Source organism: Streptomyces sp. NPDC046727 (genome assembly GCF_040645635.1).
Lineage (GTDB): Bacteria > Actinomycetota > Actinomycetes > Streptomycetales > Streptomycetaceae > Streptomyces.
Genome location: NZ_JBEYYR010000003.1, coordinates 20,367 through 38,670, shown reverse-complemented (window position 1 = coordinate 38,670; position 18,304 = coordinate 20,367). Strand labels below are relative to the sequence as shown.

15 protein-coding genes are annotated in these 18,304 nt (G+C 70.5%); 2 read left to right on the top strand and 13 right to left on the bottom strand.

Annotated features, from left to right (window positions below; genetic code table 11):
- Nucleotides 1–5: 5 nt before the first annotated feature.
- Complete coding sequence (locus tag ABZ937_RS04255) at nucleotides 6–869, bottom strand: ABC transporter permease (protein ID WP_361685496.1); 864 nt, start codon at nucleotides 867–869, stop codon at nucleotides 6–8.
- A complete protein-coding gene (locus tag ABZ937_RS04250) occupies nucleotides 859–1,674 on the bottom strand; it encodes an ABC transporter ATP-binding protein (RefSeq protein WP_361685495.1) in 816 nt (271 codons plus the stop codon). The genes ABZ937_RS04255 and ABZ937_RS04250 overlap by 11 nt, the downstream gene beginning before the upstream one ends.
- 158 nt (nucleotides 1,675–1,832) lie before the next feature.
- On the opposite strand from ABZ937_RS04250, the gene ABZ937_RS04245 reads away from it, so the two are divergent.
- Complete coding sequence (locus ABZ937_RS04245; protein WP_361685493.1) at nucleotides 1,833–2,525, top strand: response regulator; 693 nt, start codon at nucleotides 1,833–1,835, stop codon at nucleotides 2,523–2,525.
- An 18-nt stretch (nucleotides 2,526–2,543) separates the two neighbouring features.
- Here ABZ937_RS04245 and ABZ937_RS04240 read toward each other — a convergent pair whose 3' ends face one another.
- The 6 genes from ABZ937_RS04240 to ABZ937_RS04215 all read right to left on the bottom strand — a co-directional run bounded on the left by ABZ937_RS04240 (nucleotide 2,544) and on the right by ABZ937_RS04215 (nucleotide 9,789).
- Nucleotides 2,544–4,136 carry a cation acetate symporter gene (locus tag ABZ937_RS04240; protein WP_361685491.1) on the bottom strand — a complete coding sequence of 531 codons (1,593 nt, stop codon included), beginning with the start codon at nucleotides 4,134–4,136 and terminating at the stop codon, nucleotides 2,544–2,546.
- Entirely contained in the window at nucleotides 4,133–4,678 is a 546-nt protein-coding gene (locus ABZ937_RS04235) for a DUF485 domain-containing protein (RefSeq protein WP_361685489.1), read from the bottom strand. The genes ABZ937_RS04240 and ABZ937_RS04235 overlap by 4 nt, the downstream gene beginning before the upstream one ends.
- A gap of 69 nt (nucleotides 4,679–4,747) precedes the next feature.
- The gene (locus ABZ937_RS04230) at nucleotides 4,748–5,437 is read right to left on the bottom strand and encodes a response regulator transcription factor (protein WP_361685487.1); all 690 of its coding nucleotides are present in this window, start codon (nucleotides 5,435–5,437) and stop codon (nucleotides 4,748–4,750) included.
- Nucleotides 5,434–6,585, bottom strand: a complete 1,152-nt coding sequence (locus ABZ937_RS04225; protein WP_361685485.1) for a histidine kinase — start codon at nucleotides 6,583–6,585, stop codon at nucleotides 5,434–5,436. Before ABZ937_RS04225 ends, ABZ937_RS04230 begins: the two co-directional genes overlap by 4 nt.
- On the bottom strand, nucleotides 6,582–7,103 hold the full coding sequence (locus tag ABZ937_RS04220; protein WP_361685483.1) for a DUF1453 domain-containing protein: 522 nt from the start codon (nucleotides 7,101–7,103) through the stop codon (nucleotides 6,582–6,584). The genes ABZ937_RS04225 and ABZ937_RS04220 overlap by 4 nt, the downstream gene beginning before the upstream one ends.
- Before the next feature lie 562 nt (nucleotides 7,104–7,665).
- Entirely contained in the window at nucleotides 7,666–9,789 is a 2,124-nt protein-coding gene (locus tag ABZ937_RS04215; RefSeq protein ID WP_361685481.1) for a DNA topoisomerase IV subunit B, read from the bottom strand.
- 442 nt (nucleotides 9,790–10,231) lie between these two features.
- Between ABZ937_RS04215 and ABZ937_RS04210 the strand changes: the two genes are divergently transcribed.
- Complete coding sequence (locus ABZ937_RS04210) at nucleotides 10,232–10,462, top strand: hypothetical protein (RefSeq protein ID WP_030785372.1); 231 nt, start codon at nucleotides 10,232–10,234, stop codon at nucleotides 10,460–10,462.
- A gap of 99 nt (nucleotides 10,463–10,561) precedes the next feature.
- Here ABZ937_RS04210 and ABZ937_RS04205 read toward each other — a convergent pair whose 3' ends face one another.
- From ABZ937_RS04205 to ABZ937_RS04185, 5 genes are all read right to left on the bottom strand, one after another.
- A complete protein-coding gene (locus ABZ937_RS04205; RefSeq protein WP_361685479.1) occupies nucleotides 10,562–11,422 on the bottom strand; it encodes a serine protease in 861 nt (286 codons plus the stop codon).
- Between the two features lie 120 nt (nucleotides 11,423–11,542).
- On the bottom strand, nucleotides 11,543–13,084 hold the full coding sequence (locus ABZ937_RS04200; protein ID WP_361685477.1) for an RNA polymerase sigma factor: 1,542 nt from the start codon (nucleotides 13,082–13,084) through the stop codon (nucleotides 11,543–11,545).
- 438 nt (nucleotides 13,085–13,522) lie between these two features.
- Complete coding sequence (locus tag ABZ937_RS04195) at nucleotides 13,523–14,410, bottom strand: FadR/GntR family transcriptional regulator (protein ID WP_361685475.1); 888 nt, start codon at nucleotides 14,408–14,410, stop codon at nucleotides 13,523–13,525.
- Nucleotides 14,411–14,572: 162 nt separating this feature from the next.
- Nucleotides 14,573–17,302, bottom strand: a complete 2,730-nt coding sequence (locus tag ABZ937_RS04190) for an ATP-binding cassette domain-containing protein (protein ID WP_361685473.1) — start codon at nucleotides 17,300–17,302, stop codon at nucleotides 14,573–14,575.
- Between the two features lie 162 nt (nucleotides 17,303–17,464).
- Nucleotides 17,465–18,223, bottom strand: a complete 759-nt coding sequence (locus tag ABZ937_RS04185) for an NUDIX hydrolase (RefSeq protein ID WP_361685471.1) — start codon at nucleotides 18,221–18,223, stop codon at nucleotides 17,465–17,467.
- Nucleotides 18,224–18,304 lie beyond the last annotated feature (81 nt).

Below are 18,304 nucleotides of genomic sequence, written 5' to 3'. Positions count from 1 at the left end.
ACCGGTCAGCTGTCGGAACCGGTGGGCTTCCAGCGGAAGATGCGACGCTCGGCGAAGGTCAGCAGTCCCTCGGCGACGAGGGCGACGACGGCGAGGATGACCATCGCGGCGTACACGCCGGCCGCGTTGAAGGTGTTCTGCGACTGCGAGACCAGCAGGCCGATGCCCTTGGTCGCGCCGATGTACTCGCCGACGATGGCGCCGATGAGCGCGAAGCCGAAGCTGACGTGGAGGCTGGTGAAGATCCAGGAGGTGGCCGACGGGATGACCACCTGGAGGGTCACCCTGCGGTCGCTCGCGCCCAGGATGCGGGCGTTGGCCACGAGGTTGCGGTCCACTTCGCGGGCGCCCTGGAAGGCGTTGAAGAACACCGGGAAGAAGACGAGCACCACGGCGGATGCCACCTTGGAGGACGGTCCGAGGCCGAACCAGATCAGGAAGATGGGGGCGAGGACGATCCTGGGGATCGAGTTGAGCACCTTGATGTATGGACCAAGAACCTCGGCGAGCAATCTGATCCGCCCGAGCGCAATGCCGAGCAGTACACCCGCCACCACACCGATGACCCAGCCGAGCAGTGCCTCGTACAGCGTGTACCAGATCTGCTCGCCCAGGGACCCGAGCGCGGTTCCGTGGTTCACCCAGGTGTAGATCTGGTCCCAGATCTTCGAGGGCATCGAGAAGTTGAACGGGTCGATGACCTCGGCGCGGGACAGCCCCTCCCACAGCCCGAGGACTGCCACCAGGAGCAGCGCGCGTGCGGCGTTGACGAGGAGCTTGCGCCGGCGTGCCGCCTGGGCGCGGGTCCGCGCGCGGTCGGGCGCCTTGACGGTGTCGACGACCGGGGTGCTGAGGACGTCAGGCGACATGGGCGGCACCCCTTTCGCGGGTGATGCGGACCTCTTCGCCGAGGGACTCCCAGATCTCGCGGTAGATCTCGATGAACCGCGGCTCCAGGCGCACCGACTCCACCTTCCGCGGGCGGGGCAGGTCGATGTCGAAGACCTGCTTCACGGTCGCGGGTCCGGCGGTCATCACGACGACCTTGTCGGCCAGCGCGATGGACTCCTCCAGGTCGTGGGTGACGAAGACGACGGAGGCGCCGGTGCCCTCCCACAGCTCCAGCAGCTCGTCCGACATCAGCGCCCGGGTCTGTACGTCCAGCGCCGAGAACGGCTCGTCCATCAGCAGGATCTCGGGGTCGTTGACGAACGTGGCCGCCAGGGCGACACGCTTGCGCTGACCGCCCGAGAGCTGGTGGGGATAGCGGTCCTCGAAGGCGGCGAGTCCCACCCGGGACAGCCACTCACGGGCCTTCTCCTTGGCCTCCGCCTTGGGGACGCCCCGGAAGCGCGGGCCCGCCATCACGTTCGACAGGACCGTCCGCCAGGGGAAGGTGGCGTCCTGCTGGAAGACGAAGCCGACCTTGTCGCCGACGCCGTCGACCGGCTCCCCGGCCACCAGCACCTCGCCCTCGGAGGGCTCCTCCAGGCCGCTGACCAGGGTCAGTGTGGTGGACTTGCCGCATCCGGTCGGTCCTACGACGGCCACGAACTCGCCGCGCTCGATGGTGAGGTCCAGACCGCGCACGGCCGTGTGCAGTCCCCCGGACGGGGTTCTGAAGGTCTTGCTCGCGCCCCGCAGCTCGATGGCGGGGCTGGTGTGTGCGCTCATGGGGCGGGACGGTAGGTGTGGCCCCTGCCACAGCAGGAGTCTTGTGAGCACAAGCCGTTCTTTTGCTCGCAAGAGCCTGTTGTGCTCGTTTTGCTCGCGCTACAACTGCGGAGCCGAAACACGGGCTCCACGCTCGCCGGCCTTGAAGGAGAGGCCTGATGATTGACGTCCTGGTGGTGGACGACGACTTCCGCGTCGCCGAGATCAACGCCAAGTACGTGGGAAAGGTTCCCGGCTTCCGGGTGGCCGCCCGCGCGCACAGCGCCGCCCAGGCGCTGGCCGCCGTCGAACGCGGCACCATCGATCTGGTCCTGCTCGACCACTATCTGCCGGACCGGACCGGTCTCGAACTCGTGCACCGCATGCGGGAGCAGGGCCATGGCACCGACGTCATCATGATCACCGCGGCCAGCGATGTGACGACCGTCCAGCAGGCGATGCGCCTGGGCGCCCTGCACTACCTGGTCAAGCCGTTCACCTTCGCCGCGCTCCGCGCCCGCCTGGACTCCTACGCCGCCCTGCGCCGCACGGTCGACCGGGTGGGCGGCCGGGGCCTGACGGGGCAGGAGCAGGTCGACCGGATCTTCGGCGCCCTGCGTACCACCCCCGCCCCCTCCGCGCCCGGCCTGCCAACCGGTCACTCCGAGCCCACGACCGACCTCATCTGCGGTGTCCTGCACCGCGCCGCCCATCCGCTCTCGGCCCACGAGGTGGCCGCCCGGACCGGGCTGAGCCGCTCCACCGCCCAGCGCTACCTCCGCCATCTGGAGCAGGCCGGCCGCCTCCGCCTCTCCCTGAAGTACGGCGACACAGGCCGCCCGGAACACCGGTACGCCTGGGTCGCGCCGTAGCCCGCACCCGCGGCCCCGCTACGCGGCTCCGGCCCCGGTCAGCGAACGCACCTCCGTCTCGGCGTACTTCGCCTCGTCCGCCACCTCGTCCGAGGTGACCGTGCCCAGCCAGCCGGCGAGGAAGCCGAGCGGGATGGAGACGATGCCCGGGTTCTCCAGCGGGAAGTACTGGAAGTCGACGGCCGGGAACAGCGAGTCCGGGCTGCCGGACACCACCGGGGACAGCAGCACGAGACCGATCGCCGGAACCAGTCCGCCGTACACCGCCCACACCGCGCCGCGCGTGGTGAAGCCGCGCCAGAACAGCGAGTAGAGCAGGACCGGCAGGTTCGCCGACGCGGCGACCGCGAAGGCGAGGCCGACGAGGAAGGCGACGTTGAGATCGCGGGCCAGCAGACCGAGCGCGATCGCCACGACCCCGATACCGACCGCCGCCCACCGGGCCACCGCCACCTCGCTGCGCGCCCTGCCGCGCGCCCGTCGCAGCGACGCGTACAGATCATGGGCCACCGAGGCGGACGAGGCGAGCGTGATGCCCGCGACCACCGCGAGAATCGTGGCGAAGGCGACGGCGGCGACCACCGCGAACAGCACGGTGCCACCGGTGGAGCCCGCTCCGCCGCCCAGGTCGAGGGCGAGGAGGGGCACCGCCGTGTTCCCGGCCGCGTTGGATGCGCGTACGGCCCGCGGCCCCACCACCGCCGCCGCTCCGAACCCGAGGATCATCGTCATCAGGTAGAAGCTGCCGATCAGACCGATGGACCACACCACGGAACGGCGGGCCGCCCGCGCGGTCGGCACGGTGTAGAAGCGGGACAGGATGTGCGGCAGCCCGGCCGTGCCCAGCACCAGCGCGAGCCCCAGGCTGATGAAGTCGAACCGGGCGGTCCAGTCCCCGCCGTACCTCAGGCCCGGCGCCAGAAACGCCTTCCCGTGTCCGCTGCGCTCCGCGGACGTGAGCAGCAGCCGGTCGACATCTCCGTGGAAGCGCACCAGGACGAGCACGGTCAGCACGACCGTCCCGCTGAGCAGCAGAACCGCCTTCACGATCTGGATCCAGGTGGTGGCCCGCATCCCTCCCAACGACACATAGATCACCATGAGCGCGCCGACCACGATGACCGCCCACACCCGGGCCGCGCCGCTCGTCCGCCCCAGCAGAAGCGCCACCAGGCTGCCCGCGCCGACCATCTGCGCCACCAGATACAGAACGGACACCACGACCGAGGACGTTCCCGCGGCGATCCGCACCGGCCGCTCTCTCATCCGCGCGGCCACCACGTCGGCCAGCGTGAACCGCCCGCAGTTGCGCACCAGTTCGGCGACCAGGAAGAGCACGACCAGCCACGCCACGAGGAAGCCCACGCTGTACAGCAGCCCGTCGTAGCCGTACAGCGCGATGAGTCCGGTGACCCCGAGGAAGGAGGCGGCCGACATGTAGTCGCCCGCGATGGCAAAACCATTCTCCATCGGTGTGAACAGCCGCCCGCCGGCATAGAACTCCTCCGCCGAGCCATGCCGTCTACGGCTCACCCAGGTCGTGATCCCCAAGGTGACCGCCACGAACCCGCTGAACAGCAGCAACGCCAGCGCCTGATGGTCACCGGTCACGAAGCACCCCCCTGCACTCCGCGGGCCAGTTCCTGGGTGTCCCAGCGCAGCTCCAGCGCGGCCCGGTCCCGGCGCAGCCGCGCATGCCGGGCGTAGGCCCAGGCGAGCAGGAACGTGGTGAGGAACTGCCCGAGCCCCGCGAGCATCGCCACATTCACCGCCCCCGCCACGGGCCGGGCCATGAGTCCCGGCGCGGCCGTCGCTGCGACCACATAGCCCACGTACCAGACCAGGAAGGCGGCGACCCCCGGCACCACGAACCGCCTGTACCTGCCGCGCACCTCCTGGAACGCCTGGCTCCGCTGCACCTCGATGTACACATCGCGGGTACGCGCCGCCGTCGCACCGGACTCGCCTCGCGCGGGCGGCACGGCCGGCGCCGGCATACCGGTACCGTCCAGCTCGCCCCAGCCGGAGGCCAGCGCGTCGTACCAAGGGTCCTCGTACGCCATGTCGCGGGAGGGCGCACCGTCGTCTTCCTGGTTCCCGCCCGGACTCTCGGGCCCGTCCCCGGCTCCGGAACGACCGTTGCTTGACTGCATGCCCAAGGATGGACAGAACGGGAAGATCTCCGACTCTTCTTCCTCCGGCTGTTCATCCCATCAGGTGATTCACCCGGTGGGTGGCCGCACCAGCCCCTTGCTGTAGGCGTAACGCACGGCCTGTGCCCGGTCCTTGAGGCCCGTCTTGGCGAAGAGGTTGTTGATGTGCGTCTTCACAGTCGCCGTCGACACATGCAGTCTCCGAGCGATCTCCTGATTGCTGAGACCTTCGCCGATCAGCACCAGGACCTCGGTCTCCCGCGCGGTCAGCCCGTCGGGCGCCTCGGCGGCCGCCGGTGCCGGCTCGGGCTCTGGCTGCGACAGCCGCTCCAGCAACCGGCGCTGGACACTCGGCGACAGCCCCGCGTCCCCCGAGAGCACGCTGTGCACGGCACGTACGATCTCGTCACCGCTCGCGTCCTTGGTCAGATATCCCCGGGCGCCGGCCCGCAGCGCGGGGAACAGCGACTCGTCGTCCGCGTAGGTGGTGAGCACCACGACCTGGGTCCCCGGGTACTGCGCCCGGATCCTCCGGGTGGCCTCCACACCGTCGCAGCGGGGCATCCTGAGGTCCATCAGGACGACATCGGGAGCGAGTTCCCCGACCAGCCGCACCGCCTCCTCCCCGTCTCCCGCGGCCCCCACGACCTCCACACCGGGCAACAGCCCGAGCAGCATCACGATGCCCTCACGGACCACGGTCTGGTCGTCGGCCACCACCACCCGTGCGGACTTCTTCTCCCCCTCCGTCTCCGTCATACAGGCACCTTCAGCGTCACCACGAACCCCTCCTCGTCCGGCCCCGCGTCCAGCGAACCACCCAGCAGTTCGGCCCGCTCGCGCATGCCCAGCAGACCGTACCCGCCTCCGGAGCCGTTGAGTTCGCCCGGCTGCCCGCCCGAGTCCCGGACGTTCAGCGTCACTTCGTGGTCGCTGTAGTCGAGCCGCACATCCACTCTGGCGCCGTGGGCGTGCTTGCGAACGTTCGTCAGCGCCTCCTGCGCGACCCGTCGCACGGCCTGGGACGCCTCGGCCGGCAGAGGTCTGCGTTCACCGGTGACGGTGACCTCGGCACCGTCGGCCGTGCTGACGAGTGCGCTCAGGTAGTCCTCCAGCGGAGTCAGCTCGCCCCGCAGTGCGGACAGCGCATGACGGGTCTCGGCCAGGCCGTCGCGGGCCATCCCCCGGGCGGCCACCACCCGCTCCAGGATCCGCTCGCGATCCGCGCCGTTCTCGATCAGGAGCCGGGCCGCCTCCAGGTGCACGAGCTGCGCCGAGAGGCTGTGGGCCAGCACGTCGTGGATCTCCCGGGCGATGCGGGCCCGCTCGGCCAGCGCCGCGGACTCGGCCTCGGCCGCGCGGGCGGCGCGCTCCTGGGCGAGCAACCGCTGCGCACTGCCCCGGGCTTCCGCGTCCAGCCGCATGACATACCCGGCGAGGGCCATACCGGCCACGGTGGCGGCCGTGGACAACCAGACGTCGCTGGTGAACGCGGAGTACGAGGCCAGCGCCACCGTCGCGACCGGGACCGCGGCCCCGAACGGCAGCCGCTCCAGAGCGGCCACTCCGCAGCCGCACCAGATCACAAGGGCCGGCCCTCTGAATCCCGTGGCCTCGGCGACGACCGCGATGCCCAGCAGGACACCCATGAGCGCGAGGGAGGGCACCAGCCGGTGCGCGTACGTGGTCCGGAAGAAGGCCCAAGAGACGACACAGGCGAGGGCGACGCCCGCCACTGCCGCGAGCGCTCCCCAGACGCCGACGTGCCTCTGGTTGAAGGCAGCCCACAGAAGCAGAGCCATCATGAGCAGTCGGACTGCCCAGGCGAGCAGGCGCCGGGGCCGGGAGACCCCTGTGGGGCCGAGCGCTTCGCGTGACGGCCAGCGCATCCAGGCGTTCTCTGTCACACGCGCTCCTTCCAGGCCGACGGCTTTTCGTCACCGTACGCCGGGGCGGGACTGCTCGCGGCGCCGAGGGACTGGGCCCGCCAGGCCAGGATCCCGCCGCGAACCAGCAGCGTGCCGGCGAGGCCGAGCATGAGCGCGGAGCTGTCCTGGTGCAGTCCGAGTGCGGAACCGAGGGCGAAGACACCGGCTCGCAGGGCTATGCCCGCACCCCACACGGCGATGCTCGCCTTGGTGCTCTTGCTCCACGCGACGCCGTCCGGCGCCGTCCAGACACGGGTGGTCCAGCCCCAGCCGACGCCGGTGGCCAGGCCGATGAGCAGCTCGACCGCGAGCAGTACGGCGGACTCTGCACGGTGGTGGGCTTCGAGGATGCCGGGCTCGCGCAGCGCGACGACGGCCATGATCACGGGCGGTAGCCACCAGCGCCGGTCCGTATGGATCGCGCAGGCGCGGAACTGCCGTGCGATCACCATGGCGACGACGGCCACGATCACCAGCGCGTTGACGAGCCCGGACATCAGATCCTCCGTGAGCGAGAAGGCCGTGCCGGGAGCGAGTGCTGCCGACGCCTTCGAAGCTACGGAAATCCGCAGGCCGGGAGATCGGAGCCGGGGTGGATCACGGGTGGAACCGCTGCTCGGCCCGCCTCCATCCACGGGTGGAGAGACGCTGCGTCACGGCCGGCCCCGGGGGTCGGTCTTCCTCGCGCAACCATCGGGCGAGGGCCACTCGCGACGGCCGCACGGATAGAACGGCAGGCGGCAGGCGGCAGGCGGCAGGCGGCAGGCGGCAGGCGGCAGGCGGCAGGCGGCAGGCGGCAGGCGGCAGCAGGATGCTCGTCTGCGCAGACACGGCCAACGAGCCGACCCCGCTCATCACCCGGCGCCCGGCCACCGGCGCCGGCCGCGGTGCCACCGGACGCCGGACAGCCGTCACCACTGCCTCATCAAGGCAATCCCCTACCGGCGAGCGAGCCCCGCTCCCTCCCCCGCCGGTTCCCGGCAGCGTCCTGCTTCCATCAGCCGCGGACCGCTGGCCCTCCACCTGCCCCAGCCCGTCGGCCGAAGCCGGGCGCGGCCGCTACGCGTCGATGCGCGACCGGTCCAGCGTCGCAGCCGAGCTGGAGATGAACTCCTTGCGGGGAGCCACATCGTTGCCCATCAGCAGGTCGAAGACCTGTTCGGCGGCCTCCAGGTCGGAGAGGTTGATGCGGCGCAGGGTGCGGTGGCGCGGGTCCATCGTGGTCTCTGCCAGCTGGTCGGCGTCCATCTCGCCCAGACCCTTGTAGCGCTGGATGGAGTCCTTGTACCGGATGCCCTTGCTCTGGAACTCCATGAGCTTGTCGCGCAGTTCGCGGTCGGAGTACGTGTAGACGTACTTCTCCTGGCCCTTCTTCGGCTGGATCAGCTCGATGCGGTGCAGCGGCGGCACCGCGGCGAAGACCCGGCCGGCCTCGACCATGGGCCGCATGTAGCGCTGGAACAGCGTGAGCAGCAGGCAGCGGATGTGCGAGCCGTCCACATCGGCGTCGGTCATCATGATGATCTTGCCGTACCGGGCCTGGTCGATGTCGAAGGTGCGGCCCGAGCCCGCCCCTATGACCTGGATGATCGCGCCGCACTCGGCGTTCTTGAGCATGTCGGTCACCGACGACCGCTGCACGTTGAGGATCTTGCCCCGGATCGGCAGCAGGGCCTGGAACTCGGAGTTCCGCGCCAGTTTGGCCGTACCGAGCGCGGAGTCGCCCTCGACGATGAACAGCTCGCTGCGGTCGACGTCATCACTGCGGCAGTCGGCGAGCTTGGCCGGCAGGGACGAGGACTCCAGGGCGGTCTTCCGGCGCTGGGCGTCCTTGTGCTGGCGAGCCGCGACACGCGTGCGAGCGGCGGCCACCACCTTCTCCATGACGACCCGGGCCTGGGCGGCGGCGTCGCGCTTGGTGGCCGTGAGGAACGCCTTCAGTTCCTTGGTGACCACGTTGTTCACGATGCGGCGGGCCGCCGAGGTGCCGAGGACCTCCTTGGTCTGCCCCTCGAACTGCGGCTCGGCCAGGCGCACGGTGACGACGGCGGTGAGGCCCTCGAGGGCGTCGTCCTTGACGATGTTGTCCTCGGCCACGCGCAGCATCTTCTTGGCGCGCAGCACATCGTTCAGCGTCTGCGTGAGCGCCTGTTCGAAGCCGGCGACATGGGTGCCGCCCTTGGGGGTGGCGATGATGTTGACGAACGACCGGACCTTCGCGTCGTAGCCGGTGCCCCAGCGCAGCGCGACGTCGACGCCCAGCTCGCGTGTGACCTCGGTGGGGGTCATCTGGCCGTGCTCGTCCAGGACCGGGACGGTCTCCTTGAAGGTGCCCTGCCCCGAGAAGCGGAGCACGTCGCAGACCGGCTTGTCGTTGGCCAGGTACTCGCAGAACTCGCTGATGCCGCCGTCGAAGCGGAAGGACTCCTCGCCCTTGCTGCCGCCTTCACCGAGGCCGAACTCGTCGCGGACGACGATGGTCAGGCCGGGCACCAGGAACGCGGTCTGCCGGGCGCGCTGGTGCAGGGTCTCCAGCGAGAGCTTGGCGTCCCTGAGGAAGATCTGCCGGTCGGCCCAGTAACGCACGCGCGTGCCGGTGCGCGTCTTGGGAATCTTCTTGGTCTTGCGCAGGCCGCTCTTCGCCTCGAACTTCGCGTCGGCGCCGTCCGCCGCGAAGGCGCCCGGCACACCGCGCCGGAAGCTGATCGCATGCGTGTGGCCGCCACGGTCCACTTCGACGTCGAGTCGGGCGGAGAGCGCGTTGACCACGGAGGCGCCCACGCCGTGCAGACCGCCGGAGGCGGCGTAGGAGCCACCGCCGAACTTGCCGCCCGCGTGGAGCTTGGTCATCACGACCTCGACGCCGGACAGACCGGTCCTCGGCTCGACGTCCACGGGGATGCCACGGCCGTTGTCCCGCACTTCCACGGAGCCGTCGTCGTGGAGAACCACCTCGATGTGGTCACAGACCCCCGCGAGGGCCTCGTCCACCGAGTTGTCGATGATCTCCCACAGGCAGTGCATCAGACCGCGGCTGTCGGTCGAGCCGATGTACATGCCCGGGCGTTTGCGCACGGCCTCAAGGCCCTCAAGGACGAGCAGGTGCCGCGCGGTGTAGTTGGAACCGTCCCGGTCTGCTCCTGCCAGCAGCGCTGTGGACGGCACGGACGTATCGGCGGTCACGCGGTTCGCTCCTCGCTGAATTTCAGGTGGCCCCCTTTTGGGTAAGGGGGCGGCTTCGGTCGCCGCTCAGAGGGTACCGAGCCCTGGTAGAGCCGGTGTAACGCCACCCTCGTCGGGATCTCAGACTAGTCCAGGCTCGCATGCGTGTTCGATCCCTCGATGGAGTGAAGTACATATCACGTTCCCTTCGGGGCATGAACCATTTAGGCTCCGGGCACGTCCTCATGAACAACCGGCAACCCAGCCGGGAGGACTGAAGACAGGCAAGACAGCGCGAACCCGTAAGCACCTAAGACACGCAATACGGCACATTCGCCGCCAACCGGCAGCAGACAGCCGCCCCGAAAGATTTTTTCGAGGAAAAGCCACGAGCGGGAACGTTTTCGGGCTGGTTGGATGTTGACCCTGGTACGACAGCTCGTCGAGCTAGAGAAGAGGCGACGTGACTACTGTTCTGACCCCCGCGAGCCCGCTGACGGCCGCCGATCGCTGCGACCGCTGCGGCGCCCAGGCATACCTGCGCGTCGTCCTGCTCAGCGGCGGAGAACTGCTCTTCTGCGCCCACCACGGTCGCAAGTTCGAGCCGGAACTCAAGAAGATCGCCGCTGAGATACAGGACGAGACGGAGCGGCTGACGTCCGTTCCGGGCACCGCTTCCGAAGAAGAGCGCTGAATCTCGCACACACGACGAGCCAGCCCCGGCGCAGGCCGGTGAACGGGCGGCCGCTCCTCACCAGGGAGCGGCCGCCCGTGCTCATGTCCGCGCACGCGCTCACAGGCGCTGCTCGGACCGTTTCTCGGCCCCTCTGGCCGCCTCCAGCGCCCGTAGGACCTCGGAGACACGCGTGTACACGCCGGGGCTGCCCGGCCGTCCGCAGCCGCTCCCCCATGACACGAGGCCGATCAGGCGCCCCCTGGCCACCAGCGGTCCGCCGCTGTCGCCCTGGCAGCCATCGGGACCGCCGGCCGGCTCACCGGCGCACACCATGGTGCTGGCCCGGTATGCCCCCTCCGGACCGCCCGGGTAGGCCCGGGCACACATCGCGTCGGGCAGTACGCGTACCCGTGCGGCGCGCAGCCGGCGCGCGTAGGCGCCTCCGCCCGTCGTGTCACCCCAGCCGGACACCAGTGCCTCCGTGCCGGGTGCGTACGCCGGGTCGCCCGCGCGTGCCATGCCGACGACCGCTCTTTGCGGCAGCGGTTCGGCGAGCGTGAGGACCGCGAAGTCGCCCGAGTTCGTCCTGACGTCGTATCGGGTGTTGCGCCGGATTTCGCGTACGGCGATCTCTTCGCCCTCCGTCGACAGCAGGTCGGTGCGGCCCGCGATGACCTTGAGGTCGCGCAAGCGGTTCGGCGGTCCCCCGAGGACGTCCTCGGCCAGGCAGTGGGCCGCGGTGAGCACCGTGGTGCGCCCGACGGCCACAGCGCCGCAGAACTGGCCCGCCCGCGTACCTCCGAACCGGTCACGGCTGGCCAGTGCCACCGTCCACGGGGCTTGCGAGACGTCGATCGGAAACCCCCCGACCACCACACTGTCGGCGGCCACGGGAGCGGCGCTCACCAGGGGTATCGCGGTCATGGTGGCCGCCAGGGCCAGCGGTCGGACCAGCGCTCGGGCAACGGAACGGCGCATGCATGCTCCTCACTCCGGGGTCCTCGTGGGACCCCAGAGTCATTCATGTCGGGGAAGCGCGCAGCACGAAGGCCCGGCTCCCGTGAGGGGAACCGGGCCTTCGCCGTCGTACGAGGGCGACTAGTCGAGGTAGTCGCGCAGCACCTGGGAACGCGACGGGTGGCGCAGCTTCGACATGGTCTTGGACTCGATCTGGCGGATGCGCTCACGCGTCACGCCGTACACCTTGCCGATCTCGTCGAGGGTCTTCGGCTGACCGTCGGTGAGACCGAAACGCATGGAGACGACGCCGGCCTCGCGCTCGGACAGGGTGTCCAGAACGGAGTGCAGCTGCTCCTGCAGGAGCGTGAAGCTGACCGCGTCGGCGGGGACGACGGCCTCGGAGTCCTCGATGAGGTCGCCGAACTCGCTGTCGCCGTCCTCACCCAGCGGGGTGTGCAGCGAGATGGGCTCACGGCCGTACTTCTGGACCTCGATGACCTTCTCCGGGGTCATGTCGAGTTCCTTGGCCAGCTCCTCCGGGGTGGGCTCGCGGCCCAGGTCCTGGAGCATCTGGCGCTGCACGCGGGCGAGCTTGTTGATGACCTCGACCATGTGCACCGGGATACGGATGGTGCGGGCCTGGTCGGCCATGGCGCGGGTGATGGCCTGGCGGATCCACCAGGTGGCGTACGTGGAGAACTTGTAGCCCTTGGTGTAGTCGAACTTCTCGACCGCGCGGATCAGACCGAGGTTGCCCTCCTGGATGAGGTCCAGGAAGAGCATGCCGCGGCCGGTGTAGCGCTTGGCCAGGGAGACCACCAGACGGAGGTTGGCCTCCAGGAGGTGGTTCTTGGCGCGGCGGCCGTCCTCGGCGATGATCTCCAGCTCACGCTTGAGCTTCGGGGCGAGCTTGTCGGCGTTGGCCAGCTTGTCCTCGGCGAACAGGCCCGCCTCGATGCGCTTGGCCAGCTCGACCTCCTGCTCGGCGTTGAGCAGGGGGACCTTGCCGATCTGCTTCAGGTAGTCCTTGACCGGGTCGGCGGTGGCACCGGCCGCGGCGACCTGCTGCGCGGGCGCGTCGTCCTCGTCCTCGTCGGACAGGACGAAGCCGGCGCTCTCGGCGCCCTCGGGCTCGTCGGCGACCTTGGTGTCCTCAAGGACCTCGTCCTCGAGAATCTCGACGTCGTCCTTCTTGGCCGCGGTCTTCTTCGCGGCGGTCTTCTTCGCGACGGCCTTCTTGGCGACCGTCTTCTTGGCGGTCGCCTTCTTGGCGACGGCCTTCTTGGCGGGTGCGGCTTCTTCGGCGGAATCGGCTGCGGCCGGAGCGGCGGGCGCCGCGGGAGCGGCCGTGGTGGCGGTGGCCTTCCTGGTGGTCACCGTCTTCGCCGCGACCGTCTTGGTGGCGGTGCGCTTGGCCGGGCTCTTCGCTGCGACGCTCTTTCGGGTGCGCTTGGGCTCTGCGGCACTGACCATCAGCGTCACACCCTCTTCCTCAAGAATCTGGTTGAGGCTGCGCAGTACGTTCTTCCACTGAGTGGCCGGAATCTGGTCAGCTTCGAAGGCCCGACGCACATCGTCGCCGGCGATCTGCCCCTCAGCCTTTCCCCGCTCAATGAGCGCCATGACAGAGACGGACTCGGCGATCTCCGGCGGGAGCGTACGGGATGTGCTGGCCGACACGAACAACCTCTCGGAACGTTGGAAAACGGCTTCCGGCACCGTCCACTGCGGACAGGAGCCGACCACCGGCCTGGGGATGGGCCGACGGCGCGGGCGGGGGCCGGGAAGATGCACAGCGCCTGTCATGGCGTCCGTATTCCCTCCGCGGCTGTCACCTCTTAGGTCATCGCGCTGTCTCCACGAGCGTTACGCCCAATCTGCGTGGCCCGAGTCACACCCCGTAAGCAGTCAAAAGCGGTCAGATGCGCACAGATGAGATCATCATCGGCCGCGGTCCTGGCCGCGCCCACGACCAGGGCGGTCCGCCGCACCGCCGGACCCTGCCGGACTCCAGAAGGTCCGGCAGGGTCCGGCGGCGACCGGTACCCGGGCCCGGCGCCGCCACGAGCGCCACGAGGACGCCGCACACTGGCGACCGCACCGCGTTCCTCGCGGTGGTCAGTGCTCGCGCGGGGCGGGCACCACGCGCTCCACCTCGGGGTGGACCGTGAGCAGCTGGCGCATCGCCGTCTCCGCCGCCGCGCCGTCACCGGTGCCGAGCGCGTCGACGATCCGCGCGTGCTGCGCGAGGGACGCCTCGTTCGGCCGTTCGCAACCGGTGACCGGGCCGCCGGAGACCTGGAGAGCCGCCGAGACGATGCCGGAGAGGTGCTCCAGCATGCGGTTGCCCGCGATCTGGATGAGCAGCGTGTGGAACTCCGTGTCGGCGCGCGAGTAGGTCAGCGCGTCGCCCTGCGCCATGGCATGGCTCATGATCTCGACCATGTCACAGAGGCGCTGCTGCACCTCCTCGCGCCCGTGCCCGGCGGCGAGTCGGGCGGCGAGCGGCTCGATCGTCCAGCGCAGCTCGCTCAGCTCCCGGCGCTGGTCGTCGCGCTGCGGCCCGAAGGCCCGCCATTCGATGATGTCCGGATCGAGGAGGTTCCAGTCGCTGACGGGACGCACGCGGGTGCCGACGTTCGGGCGGGCGCTGACCAGGCCCTTGGCCTCCAGGACGCGGAGGGACTCGCGGACGACGGTGCGGGAGACCTCGAAACGCTGGCCGATCTCCTCCGGCACCAGCGGACGGTCCGCGCCCAGGTCGCCGGAGACGATCATCTGTCCCAGCTGCTGGACGAGTTGGCCGTGCAGTCCGCGTCCGCGGCTGCCCGCGGCCCGCCGACCTACACGGCCCAGCTCGGGGTCCCCGCCGTCCCAGGCAGGCGCGCCGACGCGGTCGGCCACCGGGGCCTCGGCGTAGGGGTAGCGGTCGAGTTCGCCCGGGCCGGCGAGACCTGAGTCTGCGGAGCGGGCGGCGGTCATCATGGTGTGCGCAAGGGTACTCACGGATCCTTTGTCGGCGCCGCTTCCAACTCCCTTGAGGTCTTTGGTGAAAAGCACACGAAAGGGTGATCGCTCACGCCGTCGCAATTGACGCCTTATCGGAAAGAAATGGGCTTTCTGCGGGGAGTTGTGCGCACAGCGGGATCGGAAGCGGGCGGACGGTCGTCATCGGAGTCTGGTCCGCAGTGCCGTGAACAGGTACGCGCAGAGCAGCGCCGTGAGCGACAACGCCAGTGCGCTGCCGACCGGTTGAGCGAGGACCCGCGCGGCTGCCAGCAGATATCGCTCCCCTCCGAAGGGCCACTGCAGCAGGTAGACCTCCCGCATCCGTAGCGGAAAGTCGGCCGCCATCCGCACGGCCGGCCCCTGTAGTGCCTTGTTCACGACGGGTACGACGAGGACGGGTACGGCCAGGACGGCGGCCAGTCCGGCCGTCGTGGACCGGAACACGCCGGCGGCCAGCACACCGGCCCAGGCGCAGCCGACGACCAGCCCGAACCAACTCGCGGTCAGCGAAAGCCAGTCCGCGGGAACTTCCGTCAGCTCCCGTCCGTAGACGATATAGAGCGCTTCGGCGTCGCAGCCCACGGTGAGGAAGGCGAGCAGCACCGCGGTGGCCCCGGAGACGAGTAGTTTCGCGGTGAGCAGCCCCAGCCGGCGGGGCACGGTGCCGCGGTCCGCGGCCAGGGCCGGGTAGCGGAACTCGTCCCCGAAGGCCAGCGCGCCGAGCAGCCCCGCCGCGAGCGCCGCGGGCGGCAGCGGCAGCTCCCGCGGCCATGCAGCGAACAGCCGTGCCTGCGGGGTGTGCCCGATCCGTGCCAGGAGTACGGCGGTGAGCGCGGACACCACCAGCACGACTCCGCATGTGAGGAAGCCGGCGCTGATGCCCGTGGCGCGCCGGATCTCGTAGCGGAGGGGGCGGAGGGGGCTGGGGGCGGGGCGGACGGAGATGGGGGGAAAGACCGGGGAGGCGGCGGCGAGGGGGCGGACATCGTCGGTACGGCCGGCGCGCTCGGCCTGCGGCTGCCGGGCGTCGGGGTTCCTTGCCCCGGGGAGGAGGGTTCGGGTGCCGGTGATGGTCGATGTGGGCGTGCCCTTGCCGCCGGGCTGCGGCGTGGCGGCCGTCGCGGCTTTACGGGCGTTGGTGTCCGAGGTGGCCGTCGCGTCGGCGGAGCGCCCGCCTGCGGCTCCGGCGGGCGCCTCGCCGGAGCCGGTGGCGGCTGGGCCGTGCGCGCCGGATGCGGTGGTGCCGTTGTGCGCCGTGCCGCCGGTCGGCGAGGTCTCAGCGTCCGGCGACGCGTCGTGTGCTGGAGCGCCTGAGGTGGTCAGGGAACCGTCCGCCCCGGTCTCCTGATCGAGAGCGCGGCGGGCTGCGGTTTGCTCGCCGTCGGCGGTGCGCACCGGCTCCCGCGTCGAAGGGCCGGATTCCGCACGCCCTTCGTCGACCGGAAAGAGGCCGACCTCGGCCTGGCCCGTCGCCGGTGCCGACCGTTCGGCCGGCGCCCGTTGTCCCGATGCGTGCCCGACGGCCGTGGTGCTGTCCGGCAAGAGTCGCGACGCCGGGGTGTCCGGCTCCGGAACGGAGCGGTCAAGGGCTCCCGCGCCGGCTTCGGCCGCTGCCAGGTCGGTCGCCGTGACGCTCGATCCCATCGTCGACTCGGCCGCCGGCAAGTCGCCCGTCGCGGTCTCCTGCGACACCGTCGGCCTTGCGTGTTCCGGCGCCGGCGGGAAATCGTCCACGGCTCGGCCCAGGTCTTCGGTTGAGTCGCCGGGCATGGCCGGGGCGGGTTCGCGAGCGGAGAACGGGGCGGATTCCCGTGCCGTGACGCCGGACACCGCACGGTCGCGTTCCCTCCGTACGCGGCCGGCCAGGGCCTGCTCCCGCTCGCCGTGCGGGACGGCGGGCTCTGCCGGGTCCCACCCCCCCGGCCGGGCCTCCCGGTCCGTCGGCGATACATCCGGTACGGCCTGCTGGGGCTCGGCGAAGTGTGTCTCGATGTCGCTCTCGGCTCCGGCGCCCGGCCCCATGTCGCCTACTTCGTCGGCGAGTTGATGGACGAGGATGCCGTGGCGGAACGCGATCTCGCCGACGTCGGCGGTCGTGGTGCCGTACACCGAGAGGCGGTTGCCACCCTCGCGTACGACTTCGACGGAGCGGCGGGTGGTGCGTGCGTCCTTGGCGAGCAGGGCCGCAAGGCGCGGGGCGTGGGGGCTGCGGACGGCCACGCGCGGGCGCAGCCGGGTACGAGCGAAGGCCTTGGCCTCCTGATCGGCGACGAGTCTGCCGCTGTCGAGCGTGACGACCCGGTCGGCGGTGCGTGCGGCCTCCTTGGGGTCGGCCGTGGTGAAGAGCACCGTGCCGCCTTGGGTGGCGTGGGCGCGCAACATGCTGTGCAGCCATTGGGCCTCACGGGCGGAGAGACCGTCGGTGGGTTCGTCCAGGACGAGTGTGTGCGGGTCGGGCAGCAGGGCGCAGGCCAGGCCGAGTCTGCGGTCCATGCCGCGCGACAGTGTGCCGAGGCCTTCGTCGCGCAGGCTGACGAGGCCGACCACTTCGAGGACCTCGTCCGCGCGTCGGGCGGGAACTCCCGAGGCCGCGCACAGCATGCGCAGATGGCCACGGACCGAGCGGGCCGGGTGGCCCGGTACGTCACCGAGGAGGACGCCGACTTCGTGCGACGGATGGGCGATCCGGTGCAGGGGCCGGCCCCTGAAGTAGGTGATGCCACGCCCCTGTTGGAGCTCAAGCATCAGCTTGAGCGCCGTCGTCTTGCCCGCGCCGGCGCCCCCGAGGAGCGCGGTGACATATCCCGCGCGCGCTTCGAAGGAGACGTCGTCGACGGCGGGCGGATGCGCCTTGCGGGGATTACTGGTCAGTCCGAAGGCCTCGATCACCTGCAGCAAGATAGCGCGACATGTCCGGTTTTTTGTGTATAAGGCGGCTTGCACGGGTATGCCGCGTGGCCCGGACCCGCTCTTGTCCGCCGTTCGATGGACACTTCGCTCACTGTGAGCGACGGGCGCACGTCTCGTCCGGCGGGACCGTCGCCCCGGGTCTCACACCTCGGGGCGCAGCATCGGCGGGTTGAGCAGGGTGGCGCCGCCGGCCCGGAAGAGTTGGGCCGGCCTGCCGCCCTGGCGCGTGGTCGTACCGCCCGTGGGCACGAGGAATCCGGGAGTGCCGGTGACCTTGCGGTGGAAGTTGCGCGGGTCGAGCGCCACGCCCCACACCGCCTCGTAGACCCGGCGCAGCTCTCCCACGGTGAACTCGGGCGGGCAGAAGGCGGTGGCCAGCGACGAGTACTCGATCTTGGAGCGGGCCCGTTCCACACCGTCGGAGAGGATCTGGGCGTGATCGAAGGCGAGCGGTGCCACGGGTTCGCCGTCGCGGCCGTAGCCACCCTGCTGGAGCAGTTCCTCGACCGGGGCCCAGCGCGCGTTGCTGGCGTCGCCGCCGGCACGGGGTGCGGGCAGGTCGGGCGCGAGCGCGAGATGCGCGACGCTGACCACGCGCATGCGCGGGTCCCGCTCGGGGTCGCCGTAGGTGGCGAGCTGCTCCAGATGGGCTCCGTTGTCCTGGGCCGGGGCCGAGGGGTCGTGTGCGCACAGCCCGGTCTCCTCGGCCAGCTCGCGCGCCGCTGCCTGGGACAGATCCTCGTCGGCCCGTACGAAGCCGCCGGGCAGCGCCCAGCGCCCCTGGAAGGGGGGCTCACCCCTGCGTACCGCCAGCGCACACAGAGCATGGCGGCGCACGGTCAGCACGACCAGGTCCACGGTGACGGCAAAGGGCGGAAAGGCTGACGGGTCGTAGGGCATGCCGCGATCATAGTCGTCTGCCTGACGATAAACACTCCCTTCGCCGGCCGCTTCGATGGTGGTTCCGCTTCGTTCCGGTAT